At 64.6% G+C, this 14943-nt stretch carries 16 protein-coding genes, 1 tRNA gene and 1 pseudogene; 7 read left to right on the forward strand and 11 right to left on the reverse strand.

All coding sequences use genetic code 11. The annotated features are described in order from the left end of the window. The first annotated feature begins 1 nt into the window (after nt 1). The gene (locus ILT44_RS05855; RefSeq protein ID WP_204238632.1) at nt 2-1780 is read left to right on the forward strand and encodes a peptidoglycan L,D-endopeptidase MepK; all 1779 of its coding nucleotides are present in this window, start codon (nt 2-4) and stop codon (nt 1778-1780) included. Nucleotides 1781-1809: 29 nt separating this feature from the next. On the opposite strand, the gene ILT44_RS05860 is transcribed toward ILT44_RS05855, so the two are convergent. Next, on the reverse strand, nt 1810-2670 hold the full coding sequence (locus ILT44_RS05860; protein ID WP_204238633.1) for an urea carboxylase-associated family protein: 861 nt from the start codon (nt 2668-2670) through the stop codon (nt 1810-1812). A 160-nt stretch (nt 2671-2830) separates the two neighbouring features. Between ILT44_RS05860 and ILT44_RS05865 the strand changes: the two genes are divergently transcribed. Next, the gene (locus tag ILT44_RS05865) at nt 2831-3277 is read left to right on the forward strand and encodes an acyl-CoA thioesterase (RefSeq protein ID WP_204238634.1); all 447 of its coding nucleotides are present in this window, start codon (nt 2831-2833) and stop codon (nt 3275-3277) included. Nucleotides 3278-3338: 61 nt separating this feature from the next. Here the strand turns inward: ILT44_RS05865 and ILT44_RS05870 are convergent, their stop codons facing one another. The 3 genes from ILT44_RS05870 to ILT44_RS05880 all read right to left on the reverse strand — a co-directional run bounded on the left by ILT44_RS05870 (nt 3339) and on the right by ILT44_RS05880 (nt 4810). Further along, a complete protein-coding gene (locus ILT44_RS05870; protein ID WP_196265023.1) occupies nt 3339-3599 on the reverse strand; it encodes a DUF2312 domain-containing protein in 261 nt (86 codons plus the stop codon). Between the two features lie 61 nt (nt 3600-3660). Next, nucleotides 3661-3966: a DUF1244 domain-containing protein gene (locus tag ILT44_RS05875; protein WP_239467930.1), complete on the reverse strand. Its 306-nt coding sequence runs from the start codon at nt 3964-3966 to the stop codon at nt 3661-3663. Between the two features lie 4 nt (nt 3967-3970). Next, nucleotides 3971-4810 carry an N-formylglutamate amidohydrolase gene (locus tag ILT44_RS05880; RefSeq protein ID WP_204238635.1) on the reverse strand — a complete coding sequence of 280 codons (840 nt, stop codon included), beginning with the start codon at nt 4808-4810 and terminating at the stop codon, nt 3971-3973. Nucleotides 4811-4920: 110 nt separating this feature from the next. Between ILT44_RS05880 and ILT44_RS05885 the strand changes: the two genes are divergently transcribed. The 3 genes from ILT44_RS05885 to pyk all read left to right on the forward strand — a co-directional run bounded on the left by ILT44_RS05885 (nt 4921) and on the right by pyk (nt 7964). After that, on the forward strand, nt 4921-5859 hold the full coding sequence (locus ILT44_RS05885) for a DMT family transporter (RefSeq protein WP_204238636.1): 939 nt from the start codon (nt 4921-4923) through the stop codon (nt 5857-5859). Nucleotides 5860-6063: 204 nt separating this feature from the next. Further along, complete coding sequence (locus ILT44_RS05890) at nt 6064-6525, forward strand: DUF1036 domain-containing protein (RefSeq protein ID WP_239467931.1); 462 nt, start codon at nt 6064-6066, stop codon at nt 6523-6525. A 2-nt stretch (nt 6526-6527) separates the two neighbouring features. Further along, nucleotides 6528-7964 carry a pyruvate kinase gene (gene pyk, locus ILT44_RS05895; RefSeq protein ID WP_204238638.1) on the forward strand — a complete coding sequence of 479 codons (1437 nt, stop codon included), beginning with the start codon at nt 6528-6530 and terminating at the stop codon, nt 7962-7964. Here pyk and ILT44_RS05900 read toward each other — a convergent pair. The 5 genes from ILT44_RS05900 to cpdR all read right to left on the reverse strand — a co-directional run bounded on the left by ILT44_RS05900 (nt 7873) and on the right by cpdR (nt 10371). Continuing rightward, entirely contained in the window at nt 7873-8988 is a 1116-nt protein-coding gene (locus ILT44_RS05900) for an alpha/beta fold hydrolase (RefSeq protein ID WP_204238639.1), read from the reverse strand. The two genes, pyk and ILT44_RS05900, sit on opposite strands and share 92 nt — an antisense overlap. A gap of 14 nt (nt 8989-9002) precedes the next feature. Then, complete coding sequence (locus ILT44_RS05905) at nt 9003-9608, reverse strand: tetratricopeptide repeat protein (protein ID WP_204238640.1); 606 nt, start codon at nt 9606-9608, stop codon at nt 9003-9005. A gap of 72 nt (nt 9609-9680) precedes the next feature. Next, nucleotides 9681-9806, reverse strand: coding sequence for a type B 50S ribosomal protein L36 (ykgO, locus tag ILT44_RS05910; RefSeq protein ID WP_009763379.1), 126 nt, complete (start codon nt 9804-9806; stop codon nt 9681-9683). Between the two features lie 44 nt (nt 9807-9850). After that, a tRNA-Val gene (locus ILT44_RS05915) sits at nt 9851-9925 on the reverse strand. 89 nt (nt 9926-10014) lie between these two features. Beyond that, nucleotides 10015-10371: a cell cycle two-component system response regulator CpdR gene (gene cpdR / locus ILT44_RS05920; protein WP_099509351.1), complete on the reverse strand. Its 357-nt coding sequence runs from the start codon at nt 10369-10371 to the stop codon at nt 10015-10017. A 175-nt stretch (nt 10372-10546) separates the two neighbouring features. On the opposite strand from cpdR, the gene ILT44_RS05925 reads away from it, so the two are divergent. Continuing rightward, complete coding sequence (locus ILT44_RS05925; protein WP_204238641.1) at nt 10547-11437, forward strand: N-formylglutamate amidohydrolase; 891 nt, start codon at nt 10547-10549, stop codon at nt 11435-11437. A gap of 172 nt (nt 11438-11609) precedes the next feature. On the opposite strand, the gene ILT44_RS05930 is transcribed toward ILT44_RS05925, so the two are convergent. Then, nucleotides 11610-12869, reverse strand: coding sequence for an MFS transporter (locus ILT44_RS05930; RefSeq protein WP_204238642.1), 1260 nt, complete (start codon nt 12867-12869; stop codon nt 11610-11612). Nucleotides 12870-12981: 112 nt separating this feature from the next. On the opposite strand from ILT44_RS05930, the gene hisN reads away from it, so the two are divergent. Continuing rightward, nucleotides 12982-13764 (forward strand): histidinol-phosphatase, encoded by a 783-nt coding sequence (hisN, locus tag ILT44_RS30715; RefSeq protein ID WP_307826343.1) that lies wholly within the window; start codon nt 12982-12984, stop codon nt 13762-13764. A 48-nt stretch (nt 13765-13812) separates the two neighbouring features. Here hisN and ILT44_RS05935 read toward each other — a convergent pair. Further along, nucleotides 13813-14745, reverse strand: a pseudogene (locus ILT44_RS05935) (alpha/beta fold hydrolase); the annotation flags it as partial. Nucleotides 14746-14943 lie beyond the last annotated feature (198 nt).

Below are 14943 nucleotides of genomic sequence, written 5' to 3' on the forward strand. Positions count from 1 at the left end.
AGTGAGAGTATTGCGTACGGACCGCCTCGCGCATCGCGCGAAAAAGTGGTCACGGTTTTTCGTGCCCGACGATGCGCTTCTCAAGGACGGGAGCATCGGATGGCTCCCAAAAGTGGTTTCCACTTTTGGGTCCGATGCTCTGGCGCATCGCGCAGGCATCGGTCTTGCGGCCTTTCTGGCCGTGATGGTGGGTGGAGTGCGCGGCACGCAGGATGCTGTCGCCAATGGCGACACCCGCACTTTGACCTTCTATCACAACAACACCAAGGAAAGCCTCACGGTCACCTTCAGGCGCAACGGGCAGTACGACTCCGCTGCCCTGCAGCAGCTCAACTGGTTCCTGCGCGATTGGCGGCGGGAAGAATCCACCCGCATGGATCCGCGCCTGTTCGATACGGTGTGGGAGGTCTATCGCGAGGTTGGATCGAGCGAGCCGGTCCATGTGAACTCGGCCTACCGTTCTCCGCAGACCAACTCGATGCTCCGCCGGCGCTCCAGCGCCGTGGCCAAGAACAGCCAGCACATGCAGGGCAAGGCCATGGACTTCTACCTGCCTGATGTGTCAACCGCGCGCCTGCGCGCCATCGGCATGCGGCTTCAGAACGGCGGCGTCGGCTACTATCCCAACGCCTACACGCCCTTCGTCCATCTCGATGTGGGCAGCGTCCGCGCCTGGCCGCGCATGACCCGCTCGCAGCTCGCCAGCATCTTCCCCGATGGGAAGACCGTTCACATCCCGGCCGACGGGAGGCCCCTGCCCGGCTACGAGGAAGCGCGCGCCGAGGTGCTCGCCAAGGGCGGCACGGTGTCCGGCTATACAGCATACGCCGATGCGGAGGAGGCTGTCGCCGCGCAGCCGCGCCGCAAGAGCTTCTGGGCCACCCTGTTCGGCGGTGGTGACGACGAGGACGAGGATGCGGAGGAGATCCGCACCGCCTCGCGGCCCGGCCGCGCGCTCCTGGCCTCCCGCCAGCAGCCGCAGCAGCCGCAGCAGCCGCAGGACTATTATGCCAGCGACTCGAACTCGACCGTCTTTGCTGCGCTGCAGCAGGCTCAGGCGCCAGCACAGGTGGCCCGCCGGGCGCCCGTGGCGATCCAGCCGCGGCCCGAACCGCCGGCTCCTGCCGTCATGGCTTCCATGGCACCGGCCCTGCGCGAAGACCTGACGCCGCCGGCCCCGCCGTCGCCTCCGACCCGCATCAACGGAGCCCCGAGCACGGTCCAGACCGCGTCCGGTCCGAGCCTGGCCTGGCAGCAGGGCCCCGGCGGCTCGGAGATGTCCATCGCCAAGGGCATGGCCTTCGCGCCGGTGCCGCCCCGGCGGCCGGATTCGGATGACGACGGCATCGGGGCCATCGGGGGCACCGTCGCCCTGGCCTATGCGCCGTTGCCGCCGGCCCGCCCCGGCTCGCTCTCGGCTACGAACCCGATCCCCGTCCTCGCGGACCTGCGCGGCACGACAAGCGCCGCAAGCGCTCCTTCCGCGCCCCTTCCCCCGCCGCGGCCGGACCTGCGCCCCGTCCAGGTTGCCGCCGCCGCTCCGGTCGATATTCCAGTCGCGACCACAGGCTCCACGCCCAAGGACACGAAGCCGAAACCTCAGACGGCTGCCGCCCCCAAGGCTCCCCCGGCCGCGGCGAAGCCCCCGGCCACCGCGCTGACCGCCTTGATGGCGACGCAGCCGAGCCTGCATATGGGCTTCTCGAAGCAACCGGTGGCCGATCTGGCGACCAACCGGTTCACCGGGCCGGCGGTCAAGCCGCTGAAAGTGGTGCAATAAGAAAGGGCCCCGTCGGGGCCCTTTTCGTTTCAATCCTCGTGCCTGCGGCTGTAGCCGTTGCGGGGCGGCGAGATCCACCCGGCGGGCGGGGCCTTCGGCCGGTAGACCTCCACCAGAAGCGGATGACAGACGGCCGCATCGCTGGAATGCTCCGAGCTGCAATCGCCGCCCGGACAGGCAGAGAGTGCGCCGAGCAAATCGATCTCGGCGAAGAACTCGAGGTAGTCGCCCGGCCGCACGGGGCTCGCTTTCATGAAGTATTGCCCCGTATCGCGGGTGAAGCCGGTGCACATGAAAACGTTGAGCACGTCGTGCACGGCAGGCTCCACATCCTCCTTCGACCGACCCAGACGCTCGCTGAGGGCGCGGGTGAGGTTGGAGTGGCAGCAATGGTGGTACTCATGGCCCGAGAGGAGCTTGTGGGTGTAGGGATCGCACCGCGTGCCGATCACGTCGTGCACGGAGCCGCCGAACGCGTCGAAGCCGTACCAGTCGAGGGTGTCATGGGTGATCGTCGCCATGGGCCTCAAGTAAGGCAGGCATGACCAGAGCTGATCGCCGGTGGAGAGATGCGTGCCGTGCAGCGCCCGTGTCTTGCCGGAGAAGAAGCGCTCGTTGACGTCGTCGGCCGACCACAGATCGAGGTCGCCGACCTGAGGCCCCTCGATGCTGACGATGCGAAAGAACGAGCCGGCCGGCACGTGGAAGCAGCTGGCCTCGCGCGGCGGCACCAAGACCTCGTCCACCTTATCCCAGCCGTCGCGGACTGCCTGATATGCTGAGAGATCGGGACGCGGCAAGGTCTCGACGGGATAGCAGATGACCGGCCTAATTGTCCGGCGCGCATCGGCGTCCTCGGGTTCCGTCACTTCGTGTCGTGCGCGCTTCATCCATCCCTCCCGCGATCGAATCTCTCGGAATCTATAGAGAATCGGAACGCCGGGAGCGAGCGCGCGAGCCGCATGGCAGATGATCGCAAAGGAAAAGGCTTGCCCTGTCGCTCCTTTCGCTTGAGCCGCTTGGCGTTTCGTATTCTATGGCTGCATGACGATGAACGATCCGAACGCCCTGCGTCCTCTGGAGGCTTATCCGAGCCGCACCTCCGCCGACATCCGCTATTCGGACCTCGACCGGCAGGGCCACGTGAACAACGCGGTTTTCGCAACCTTCTCGGAAGCTGGCCGGGTCGCCTTCATGTACGATCCGGACAAGCCGCTTGCGGTCGAAGGAAAGAGCTTCGTCATCGCCCGGCTGCTGATCGACTTCCGGGCCGAGCTCTTCTGGCCCGGCAGCGTCGAGATCGGCACGGGCGTTCTCAGGATCGGGCGCAGTTCGTTCACTCTGGCCCAGGGCATCTTCAACGAGGGGCGCCTCGTGGCGACGGCAGAGGCCGCCATCGTCATGGTGGATAAGGAGACGCGGCGCTCGACGCCTCTGCCGCTTCAGACTGTTGATATTCTGCATTCCTTGCGCCTCACAGACTCACCCCAGGAATGATAAAGACCCCACAGATCACTCTGCAGGGCCTTTGAAAGTCTCGGATAAGACAGACCTGGAACTAGCCGATCATCCCGAGCGCCTGCATGTAGAGCTCGAGAATCGCCTCTTCCTCCTGGCGCTCGGCGTAGTCGCGCTTGCGCAGGGAGATGATCTTGCGCAGGACCTTGGTGTCGAAACCGTTGCCCTTGGCCTCGGCGTAGACGTCCTTGATGTCGCCTGCGATGCCGGCCTTTTCCTCCTCGAGGCGCTCGATGCGCTCGATGAAGGCCTTCAGCTGGTCGGCCGCGACGGATTCGGTATTGAAAGCTGCGTCATCCATGAATGAAGCCCCTGATTGATGGCGTTGATGCCAGTGTTATGGTCATTTGGTTGAAGCCGTTTTAATGCCCCGGCTTCGATCTCTCAAAATCCGCGAGCTGGGACGGACTGGCCTCTCCCTGATGGCGCTGCTTCCACTCCTCGTAAGGCATGCCGTAGACATGGGTCCGGCTGTCCTCCTTGGAGAGGGCCACGCCCCGCTCGTCGGCGGCATCTTTCAACCAGTTGGACAGGCAGTTGCGGCAGAAGCCCGCCAGGTTCATGAGGTCGATGTTCTGGACGTCGGTGCGCTCGCGCAGATGCTCGACCAGCCTGCGGAAGGCGGCAGCCTCCAGCTCGACCTGGGTCTTCTCGTCGATATCCTTCATGGGTTTATCCTCCATGCTGGCGCAGGCGGTCCCGGGTGCGGGTGCCGAAGCTCGTCGGCAGGCGCAGGTCAGCCCGGGCGGCCAGAGGCTTGAGGAGCCGGGCGAAGCGCTCGGCCCATTCTTCGGCCCCCTCGTCCGACGCAATCAAGTCCTGCCGGATCTCGATGAGCGCATTGGCGAGCCCCCGGACCGTCGCATGGCGGTCGATCGTGTCGCCCGCCAGCGCTCCATCATAAGGCTCATTGTCGCCAACGACGAGTCCATCCTCGGTCTGCAGCCCCTCCAGGAGCGGCTTGGCGAAGCGGTCGTCGGCATCCCACAGGATTCCCACATGCCAGGGCCGGGGCCAGCCGCGCCAGACCGGCGTGAAGCTGTGAACGGTTACGATGACCGGCGGATGGCCCGCCGCCATGGCCTTGTGGATCGCATCCGCAATGGCGTGGTCGTAGGGGTCGTAGAAGCGCGCGATGCGCTGCTGCACCTCCGCCTCGTCCACCCTGGCATTCCCCGGCACCACCGCGCCGTCGGAGAGGCGCATGACCAGAGTCGGATCGTCTCGGCCCCGGTTGGGATCGATGACGAGCCGCGAAAAACGGGTCAGGATCGCCGGGGCCCTCAGGCGGCGGGCGAGCGAACGGGTGACGGCCGCAGCGCCGATGTCATAGGCGATGTGGCGCTGGAACTCGGATTCCGGCAGGCCGAGGTCCCCGAGATCGGGCGGCACCGCATTGGAGGCATGGTCGCACAGGATCAGGATCCCCGATTCGGCGGAACCGGGAACGATCTCGACCGGATGGGGCTCAAGAGAAGGCTCGTCGAGCTTGAGCGCGGCGGAAGCGGACATGGCGAGGGATAGACTTCAGAAGAGTGGATTGAATGACGGACGAAAAGCCTTACCCTGCCCCTCGAACCCTTACAACGCGACTTTCCGCGCAACACAGTTCCCAACGCTCCATGCCTTCAGCCTCGACCACGGTCCGCCTCGAGCCGGGCTTCGCCTCCGCTTTTGCCGCCCTCTGCCTGGGCGCCGTCGCCATGGGTATTTCACCGATCTTCGTGCGCTTCGCTTCCGCCGACATGGGCGGGGTGCCTGCCGACGTGGGGCCCTTCGCCAGCGCCTTCTGGCGCGTCTCGCTCTGCCTGCCCCTTCTCTATGCCTGGATGCGAATCGAGGAGAGGCGGGCACCCGCCGATGCCCCGAGGGTTGTCTTTTCCAAAGCGAGCATCCTCGGCGGCATCGTCTTTGCGGGGGACCTTTTCTTCTGGCACCTGGCGATTCTCAAGACGACGGTGGCGAACGCCACCTTCTTCGCGACCATGGCGCCGCTCTTCGTCGTGCTGGTCGTCTGGCTCGTGCTCAGGCAGCAGGTGCAGCGGAGCACCTTCCTCGGCCTCGGCCTCTGTCTCTTGGGCGGGGCTGCCCTGATCGGCCAGAGCCTGCGGGCGGATCCGGCACGAATCGAAGGCGATCTCTACGGGATCGCGACGGCCTTCTTCTTCGGCATGTATTTCCTGGCCGCGAGCCGCGCGCGCAAGACGGCGGGCGCGGCGCGGGTCACGTTCGAGGCGGGGCTCATCACCTCCGCCATCCTTCTCGTCATCGCCCTTCTGTTCGACTCCCGGGTGCTTCCACAGACGGGGCAAGGCATCGCGGCGCTGCTGGCCATGTCCTATGTCAGCCATGCGGGCGGCCAAGGGCTTCTCGCCATTGCCCTCGGGCGCCTGCCGGCGACCTTCTCGTCCCTGGTGATCTTCCTGGAAGCCATCGCGGCGGCCGTGTTCGGCTGGGCGATCCTCGGCGAGGAGCTGACGCTGATCCAGAGCCTTGGCGGTGCCCTCATCCTCTTCGGCATCTGGGTGGCACGTCCGAGATCGGAGGCCGAGGCCGGATAGTGCGGCATCAGGCCCTCCTCGGATGGAGAGGACGAGTGGCCCGAGAGCCGTCAGGCTGTGTCGAAGAGGCCATGCGGCGGGTAAATTCTGAAGGCTTCCTGCTCGAAGCTCTTGCTCCAGGGGCGCTTCTGGCCGACAACGATTCGCCAAAGTTCTTACCGCATTGTGCGATTTCATTCCTTTCGATTCGACCATACCGCATCCATGAAGGCCTTAAACCTCACATCGCCTCCTCGCTGGCGGCGAAGCCTTGCACTTGCAGCATTTGCCTTGAGCGGGTGTTTTCTGGCGGCATCGCCCGCGAAGGCAGACCTGCGCCTGTGCAACATGACCTCGAGCCGCGTCGGCATCGCGCTCGGCTACCGGGATGCTCAAGGGTGGATTACCGAGGGCTGGTGGAATCTCACCGCGCGTGCCTGCGAGACCCTTCTGAAAGGTCAGCTCGCCGGGCGCTTCTACTATATCTATGCCATCGATTACGACCGGGGCGGTGAGTGGAGCGGACGCTCCTTCATGTGCACGCGGGAGCGGGAATTCACGATCCGCGGAACGGAAGATTGCCTCGCCAGAGGTTTTGATCGCAGCGGCTTCTTCGAAGTCGACACCGGTGAACAGAAGAGCTGGACGATCCAGCTCACCGAAACGAACCGCCCAGGGGGGCAATGACCATGAGACGCGCACGGCGCACGAAGATTCTAGCAACCTTGGGGCCTGCCTCCGAGAACCCGGAGATGATTGCCAAGCTGTTCCAGGCGGGGGCCGACGTCTTCCGCCTCAACATGAGCCACCTGCCCCGCGAGAAGCTGAAGGAGCGGGTCGCGATGATCCGCGCCGTCGAGGCCAAGTTCAAGCGCCCCATTGCGATTCTCGCCGACCTGCAGGGCCCCAAGCTGCGCGTGGGCGCCTTCGAGGGCGACAGCGCCATGCTGGTGCCGGGCCAGGCGTTCACGCTCGATGCGGACACGACGCCCGGCACCAAGAGCCGCGTGCACCTGCCGCATCCCGAGATCCTGTCTTCGCTCGAACCCGGCCATACGATCCTGATCGATGACGGTAAGCTGCGCCTTCGCGTGAAAAGCGTGAAGCAGGGCTCCGCCACCACCTCGGTGGAGGTCGCCGGCAAGATCTCCAACCGTAAGGGCGTGAGCCTGCCCGACACGGTCATTCCCGTTGCGGCCATGACTGACAAGGACCGCTCCGATCTCGAAGCGGCGCTCGATGCCGGCGTGGACTGGATCGCGCTCTCCTTCGTGCAGCGCCCCGAGGACGTGGCCGAGGTCAAGAAAGTGGCGCGCGGACGGGCTCTCGTGATGTCCAAGCTCGAGAAGCCCCAGGCCATCACCCGCCTGGACGAGATCATCGAGATCTCGGACGCGGTCATGGTTGCCCGCGGCGATCTCGGGGTCGAGATGCCGCTGGAGAAGGTGCCCGGCATCCAGAAGCGCATCGTCCGCACGGCGCGCCGCTTCGGCAAGCCCGTGGTGGTGGCGACCCAGATGCTGGAATCGATGATCACCTCCCCGGTGCCCACCCGCGCCGAGGTTTCCGATGTGGCGACCGCCGTCTATGACGGGGCCGATGCGGTGATGCTCTCGGCCGAGAGCGCCTCAGGGCATTACCCGGTCGAGGCGGTCGCCACCATGAATCGCATCGCCGAGGAGGTGGAGCAGGACCAGAACTACTGGTCGATCGTGCGCACCCTGAACGCCGAGCCGGAGGCTACGGGTTCGGACGCCATCGCGGCCGCTTCCCACCAGATCGCCGATACGCTCAACCTCAAGACGGTGGCCGCCTGGACCTTCTCGGGCTCTACGGCCTTCCGGATTGCGCGCGAACGGCCGAACTCGACCGTCATCGCGCTCACGCCCAGCATCGACACCGCCCGTCGTCTCGCTCTCGTATGGGGCGTGCATTCGATCCGTACGAAGGATGCCAACGACATTGACGACATGGCGTTTCGTGCCTGCAAGTTCGCCGTGCGCGAAGGCTTCTCCAAGATCGGGGAGCGCATCATCATCGTGGCAGGCATGCCTTTCGGCACGCCGGGCGCCACCAACATGGTGCGCATCGCCTTCGTGAGCCAGGAACACGCCGCTCAGGCTTGATCGACCTAGAGCATCGGACCCAAAAGTGAACTTGCACTTTTGGGTCCGATGCTCCTACTTTAGCCGGCGCAATCCGCTCGGCCAGGGCTTCAATTGCAGCGAGCACCGTCTTCTGGTCGGCATATTGCGGCATGTGGCCGATGCCGGGCATCAGGTTCAGTTCCGCGCCCGGTACGTCGCGGGCGAAGGCGCGGCTGTGCAGATCGGTCCAGACGATCTCGTCGCTGTCGCCTGCAATCACCAGAGTCGGCAGGCGGATGTCGCGGTAGCGTGCGCTCTGGTGCAGCACTGCGTGATACATGACCGCGAAGTCCTGCATGTTGGCTTCATACGCCCTCGGCCGGAAGGCCAGCGGGATGAAGGCCCTTGTCAGGATGCCCGGTGGAGGCGGCTGCGGCCGGAAGGTCGTTCGCTCCATCCAAGGCCGGAGCACAAGGAGGATCGGCACCGCGAGGGTGCGGAACATCAGCCAGCCAGCCCAGGAATCGACCAAGCGCTCGAACCAGCCGCTATAGCCGCCGGGCCAGGGGGACGTGATGCCGGAGAGCACGACGATCGCGCCCGTGACATCCTCATGGTCGAGAGCGAAATGCGGGACGATGGTTCCCGACCAGGAATGCCCCACGACTACCGCGTTGCCGACGCCGAGCTGACGCAAAGCACCGGCGACAAGCGCCGCCTGCCGGGCAGGCTCAGCCTCGCTCAGGCCCGGCCTGCGCTCGCTCCATCCGTGTCCCGGGCGATCAATGGCAATGACCCGATATTTGCCGGATAAGTGCGTTCCGAGCCCCAGCATGGACTCGACGAGATTGGAGGAGGCGCCGTGCAGGAGGACGATGGTTCCGCGCGCCGGAGCGCCCTTCGGTCCCTCTTCCCGGTAATGGATCCTGCAGCCCTCGACGTCGATGAAGCGGCCGGTCGGGGGAAACCGTCTTTCGATGAGCCAGGCATAGAGATAGGTGAAGGCGGCTCCCAGAGTCAGAAGCATGAACGGCGCGGCAACGACGAAGGGTAGCAGGCTCATCCCCGCAAGCCGGATCAGAGATCCTGCCCGTCAATCTCCGGTCTGAGGCGGTCGATGATGGTTTTGACGTCGGACATCTGAGGATTGATCTTAAGCACCCGATCGTAAGCCGCGAGCGCGCGCGCCTTGTCGTCGGAGGCCATCAGGATATGGCCCAGGCCTGTCCAGGCGTTGAAGTGCCGTGGCTCGATCTTCAGGGCCCGGTGAAGGTCGGCCATGGCGCCCACCGGATCGTCGAGCTGGTAGAAAACCGTGGCGCGCTTGTACCAGGCCTCCGCCCAGTTGGGCTGGAGCACCAGGGCGCGGTCGATCAGTTCGATGGCAAGCGGGAAGTCCTTCTTGGTGAAGGCCTGGGCTGCCCGGTTAAGCAGAAGGTCGGCCGTGTCGGAGCCGGAGCGGGAGAAGCGCCGCTCGATCAGGTTGGCGATCCCCTCGGCTTCCCGTTCGGTCTGAGCCTTGCCGAGCCGTTCGAACAGCTCATCCAGACTGGAGGCCCGCGGGGGCGCGGGCCGGGCCGGCTGGGTTTGGTCCTTAGGATCCTTGGGACGCGCAGGCTCCTGAGCCCCAAGAGGATGGGAGAAACCCAGCGATAGAATCAATATAGACGCGAAAAAGCGCATGCCGGGAGTTTTAGGGTCCCGGCATGCGCGGTCAATTCAGAAAATCGTGTGCGGCATTGCCGCAGCGCGAGCTTAGCCCTGGCGAGCCTTGTAGCGCTTCTGGGTCTTGTTGATGATGTAGACTCGGCCCTTGCGACGAACCAGCTGGTTGTCGCGGTGGCGGCCGCGGATCGACTTCAACGAGTTACGGATCTTCATATCCGGTCTCCTGCGGCCCTTCGGGAAGGCCGGAAAAAAGAAAATGGTGGGCGCGGCTGGGATCGAACCAGCGACCCCTACGATGTCAACGTAGTGCTCTCCCGCTGAGCTACGCGCCCGGGAAACGGTGATGTTTGACGTCCCGTCTCGGCTGTGGGGGCGATATACCCACAAGCGGGCGCGGGCGCAAGCCTTGAGGAGGCCTTTTTTAGGCCGCCATCATTTTATCGACTTCGCTCACCAGATCGCGCAGGTGGAACGGCTTCGACAGGACCTTGGCGTCCCGTGGAGCCTGGGAATCCGGGTTGAGCGCGACCGCGGCAAAGCCGGTGATGAACATCACCTTAATGTCCGGGTCGAGCTCGGTGGCCTTGCGGGCCAGCTCGATGCCATCCATTTCCGGCATGACGATGTCCGTCAGGAGGAGCTCGAACGGCTCCTCACGCAGGCGGTTATAGGCCGAGAGGCCGTTGTCGAACGAGGCGACGTCGTAGCCCGCGTTCTCGAGCGCCTTCACAAGGAAGCGGCGCATGTCGTTGTCGTCTTCGGCGAGAAGGATCTTCATCGGTTGCCAGCCCCGAATCGTGGCGAAAGGGTTCAGACCTTCATGCCGGATCGGGAGTAAACAAGCCGTGAAAGAAGGACGCAGTCCTGATACCATATTGTCATGGACAGGCGACGGCGCTGCCTTACACTAGTTTCGAGATCTGTTTTTTGCTTCCAACACAGTTCATTTCCTGATGCGGCCAGCCATCGTCGACGAGTTCGATCCCCCCTTCACCGTCACCGAACCTGCAACGCAGACGATTCCCTTCGTCTTCAACGTGCCGCATGCGGGAGCGATCTATCCGGCCTCCTTCTTGGCGTCGTCACGGCTCGATGCCGTCGCCCTGAGGCGATCGGAGGATGCCTTCGTCGACGAGCTCTTCGGAGCCGCGACGGAGCTCGGCGCCCCTGTCATGACGGCGCGCTTTCCCCGGGCCTATCTCGACCTGAACCGGGAGCCCTACGAACTCGACTCGCGGATGTTCGACGGGCGCCTGCCCTCCTTCGCCAATACGCGTTCCATGCGCGTGGCGGGAGGCCTAGGGACCATCCCGCGCATCGTCGCCGACGGACAGGAGATCTATCGCTCGCGTCTGCCTGTGGATGAGGCCCTTCATCGGATCGAGTGGCTCTACAAGCCCTACCACCGCACCCTGCGCCACCTCGTGCGCCAAACGGCGCAGCTCTTTGGGCATGCCATCCTGATCGACTGCCATTCCATGCCTTCCTCCAGCGTCAGCCGCGAAGTCGGCGCCAAGGCCGACATCGTGCTGGGCGACCGTTATGGAACGAGCTGCGCCACGCTCCTGATCGATCTCGTGGAGGCCGCCCTGCGAGGGCGCGGCTACACGGTGGTGCGGAACAAGCCCTATGCAGGCGGCTTCATCACCGAGCATTACGGGGAGCCTGCCCTAGGACGGCATGCCCTGCAGATCGAGATTAACCGCGCGCTCTATATGGACGAGCGCAACATGCAGAAGAAAACGGCCTTCCCGGTTCTGGCAGACGACCTGACCCAGGCCTTCGCTCAGGTGATCGCCGATCTCGAGGGCGAGCTGACGACTCGGCCGATCGCAGCGGAATGATCCTTGGCTGCGGAGCAAAGCCAGAAAAAGAAAAAAGGCCACTGTTGCCAGCGGCCCGAAGTTTAGGGAGGAAACGCCCAAGAAGGGCTACGATAAGGCGACGCCATCGCCATATCGCACTGCAATAATTACGCCGCAGCGCACAATTTGCAACAGGAAATTTCGCTTTTAGTCATGACTTTGTTGCATATCTGCTCGGATGAGGATCGATAGCTCTGACATAGAAGAGCAGGCTGAGCAGAAGAGCCAACGCCAGGGAGCCGAAGACGAGGCTGTAGCCTTCAGGGCGGTATCCTCCCTGGGCGGAGCGCCCCATGGAATCAATTAGCATGCCCGTCACGCTCTGCGACAGGAACGCGCCACCCATGGTGCCGATATTCATGAGCGTGATGCCCCGGCCCGTCAGCGTCGATGGGAACAGCGATTTGCCATGGCTCGCCAGGATCGGCGTGTAAGCGACGCAGAGACCGAACAGAGGAAACCAGAGCGTAGTCCAGGGTTGGGCAAGCGGAGTAACCGTCAGGATGGCGAGAAGGACGATCGTCGCCGTGCTGCCGATCAGGACGGGGGTCTTGTAGCTGCCCCAGAACCGGTCCATCGCCCCCCACATCAGCATGCCGCCGATCTGTGCCATCGCCCCGAGCAGCAGGACATTTCCCCTCGTTGCGAGTTCGGCCCCGTGCACGTCCGACAGCCATGGCCCGCCCCAGAGGCCGATGACGGAGGCAAAGCACCCATAGGTGCACAAGTGCATGAAGAAGACGGGCCAGAAGGAGGGTACTTTCAGGGCGGCGGCGACACCCCGGAAAGCAGCGCCCCAGGTTTCCTTCGGCTTTCCCGAAACAGCATCCTTGGGCACGACGACGACAACGACGAGCGCGATCACCACCGTCAGAGCCGCGACGGCCAGGAACGAGGCGCGCCAGCCGAAGGCGGCGGCCGAAGCAGCCAGAGGAGCCGTGGCCGCCAGGGTGCCCGTGTTGGCGAGACCCATCTGAAGGCTGGTGAGCCCGGCAAAGCGCTCCGGCGGGAACCGTCTCGCATAGATCACGAGGGGCGCCATGAAGAAGGTGGAGCAGCCGAGCCCCATCAACACCCGGGCGGCGATGAGAAGGGAGGCTGATGGGGCGAGGGCGAAAAGGGCTGTGCCGGCAACGGTCAGCACGGCCGTTGCCAGCATGGTGCGCTTCGGGCCGTAGCGGTCGATCAGGATGCCGATAGGGATCTGGACCGCCGCGAAGGAGAAGAAGAAGGCGCTGGAGAGAAGGCCGGTCTGTGTCGCCGAGAGATTGAGCTCCCGGGCGAGGTCGCTGGCGATGACGCCGATGGAATTGCGCAGAAACTGGCTGATCGCATAGATTGAAACCAGCGCCGCGATCAGGAACAGGGCCGTCTCAGAACGGGTCGTGCCAAGCTTGGGCGCAAAATTCATCGGGTCATCGTCCTTTGTCGCTGCTCTCTTGCCGCGCGCGAAGCGATTGATAAAAGCTCAGCGCAAGCGGGCCAAGGCCGCCCGCGTTATTCTTTAAGGGGATTGGAACGCCATGGGGCTCATCGACTTCACGCATTTCGTCAACGAGCTCGCAACCCAGTCAGGACAGGCGATCCTCCCCTTCTTCCGCACCGCCATTGCCACCGAGGACAAGTCCCGCGGCGGCGCCTTCGACCCGGTCACGGAGGCCGACCGGGCGAGCGAGGCGACCATGCGGCATCTCATCAAGCGCAGCTTCCCGACCCACGGCATCATCGGCGAGGAATTCGGTGCCGAGCGGCCGGATGCAGATTATGTGTGGGTCCTCGACCCCATCGACGGTACGCGGGCTTTCATCGCCGGACTTCCCACCTGGGGCACCCTCATCGGCCTGACCTACAAGAAGCAGCCGGTGTTCGGCATGATGCACCAGCCTTTCACCGGCGAGCGCTTCTTCGGCGACGGCGGCAGCGCCACCTACCAAGGCCAGGGCGGCGAGCGCAAGCTCAAGGTCCGCCGCTGCACCTCGCTGAAGGATGCGGTGATTTCCACCACAAGCCCTCGCCTCTTTGCCGGCGACGAGCTGCGCGCCTATGACCGGGTGGAGAGCGTCGCCCGCCTCGCCCGCTATGGCTGCGATTGCTATGCCTATTGCATGCTGGCCGCGGGCCACATCGACCTTGTGGTCGAGTCGGGGCTAAAGCCTTACGACATCGCGGCCCTGATCCCGATCATCGAGGGTGCCGGAGGCATCGTCACTGCCTGGGACGGCGGCTCGGCTGCCGAGGGCGGGCGCATCGTCGCTGCGGGCGACCGTCGGGTCCACGCCGCCGCCATCGAGCTGCTCAGCCGCTAAGCCCATTTCGGCGAGTTTCCGCTGCGCTGACGGGATCGGATCGGGCGTGCCCGGAATGAAGGCGTCGAAGGCGGCCCAGAACTGCTCCCGGATCACATCCCGCTCCATCAGGATCTCGTGTCGGGCACCCGGGAGGACGATCACGCGGCCCGCCTTGAGCCGGGAGGCGAAGCGCTCGGTGGCTGGCGTCGCGCAGACCGGATCGGCGCCGGCCGCCACGATGAGCGTGGGCAGGCGGATCTTGATGGCATAGCGCGGATCGGCGAAGCGCTTCATGAAGCGGAAGGCGCTGTCTATCCATGCGACTGTCGGCGCTCCGATTGCACCTGCGCCAATCGCATGGGACGCCTCGGCATTGCGGCCGTAACGGACGGGGTCGCTGGTCAGGCGGTTGCCCTTGAACGGCAGGGTGGAGATGGAGGTCTCGCCGCCGCCGGGCACGAACATCTTGCCCATGCCGAAAAGCCGCAGGAGCCGCGCGAAAAATGCGGAGGTGCGGGTGCGCTTGACGATGCAGAGCGCAATCATCGGCGTCGTGGTCACGAGACGGCGGAAGGGCAGCCAGGTCTCGTAGGCGGCGTTCAGGGCGATGGCGCCGCCCATGGAATGGGCGAGACCGAAATGCGGCTCCGGCATGTGTGGCACCAGGATCTGGTCGCGGATCGCTTCCAGATCATGCCGGAAATCGGAGAAGCGCCGGACATGACCTTTCCGTGGATTGCTCACCTGCCGCCCCGAGAGGCCTTGCCCGCGCCAGTCGAAGGCGACGACGGCAAAGCCACGGTCGAGCAGCTCGCCCACGACCTCGAAATACTTCTCGATGAACTCCGCCCTGCCCTGCAGGATGCAGACCGTCCCCCGCGGCTCCTCCGCCTCCGGCATCCAGGTGGCTGCCCGCAGAGCGATGCCGTCGCGGGTGATCACGCTGACCAGCGTCGGCTCGCCGGGCACGGGATTGTCGCGGGTTGTGATGAATTCCACAGGGGGTTCCAACTCGGGGTTCCAGCTCGAAAACTGGCCTCTTTATAGGGCACTCGGGCTTAAGGAACGAGCCTCTTGAAAGCAACCCTATCCATTCCCACATCGAGGCTGTGCCGGCCATGACGGCGGCACGGAAACCGGATCCAGCCTCAACAGGTGGATCTTCATTTTATGCATGTCGCTTCAAGCGGAGGATAT

Source organism: Microvirga arvi (assembly GCF_016892765.1).
Classification (GTDB): domain Bacteria; phylum Pseudomonadota; class Alphaproteobacteria; order Rhizobiales; family Beijerinckiaceae; genus Microvirga; species Microvirga arvi.

Bases quoted from the DNA above. Each gene is read 5' to 3' on its own strand.
- ILT44_RS05860 (WP_204238633.1), bottom strand. From the start codon at position 2,670: ATGAAGCGCGCACGACACGAAGTGACGGAACCCGAGGACGCCGATGCG.
- ILT44_RS05865 (WP_204238634.1), top strand. From the start codon at position 2,831: ATGAACGATCCGAACGCCCTGCGTCCTCTGGAGGCTTATCCGAGCCGC.
- ILT44_RS05870 (WP_196265023.1), bottom strand. From the start codon at position 3,599: ATGGATGACGCAGCTTTCAATACCGAATCCGTCGCGGCCGACCAGCTG.
- ILT44_RS05875 (WP_239467930.1), bottom strand. From the start codon at position 3,966: ATGAAGGATATCGACGAGAAGACCCAGGTCGAGCTGGAGGCTGCCGCC.
- ILT44_RS05880 (WP_204238635.1), bottom strand. From the start codon at position 4,810: ATGTCCGCTTCCGCCGCGCTCAAGCTCGACGAGCCTTCTCTTGAGCCC.
- ILT44_RS05885 (WP_204238636.1), top strand. From the start codon at position 4,921: ATGCCTTCAGCCTCGACCACGGTCCGCCTCGAGCCGGGCTTCGCCTCC.
- ILT44_RS05890 (WP_239467931.1), top strand. From the start codon at position 6,064: ATGAAGGCCTTAAACCTCACATCGCCTCCTCGCTGGCGGCGAAGCCTT.
- pyk (WP_204238638.1), top strand. From the start codon at position 6,528: ATGAGACGCGCACGGCGCACGAAGATTCTAGCAACCTTGGGGCCTGCC.
- ILT44_RS05900 (WP_204238639.1), bottom strand. From the start codon at position 8,988: ATGAGCCTGCTACCCTTCGTCGTTGCCGCGCCGTTCATGCTTCTGACT.
- ILT44_RS05905 (WP_204238640.1), bottom strand. From the start codon at position 9,608: ATGCGCTTTTTCGCGTCTATATTGATTCTATCGCTGGGTTTCTCCCAT.
- ykgO (WP_009763379.1), bottom strand. From the start codon at position 9,806: ATGAAGATCCGTAACTCGTTGAAGTCGATCCGCGGCCGCCACCGCGAC.
- cpdR (WP_099509351.1), bottom strand. From the start codon at position 10,371: ATGAAGATCCTTCTCGCCGAAGACGACAACGACATGCGCCGCTTCCTT.
- ILT44_RS05925 (WP_204238641.1), top strand. From the start codon at position 10,547: ATGCGGCCAGCCATCGTCGACGAGTTCGATCCCCCCTTCACCGTCACC.
- ILT44_RS05930 (WP_204238642.1), bottom strand. From the start codon at position 12,869: ATGAATTTTGCGCCCAAGCTTGGCACGACCCGTTCTGAGACGGCCCTG.
- hisN (WP_307826343.1), top strand. From the start codon at position 12,982: ATGGGGCTCATCGACTTCACGCATTTCGTCAACGAGCTCGCAACCCAG.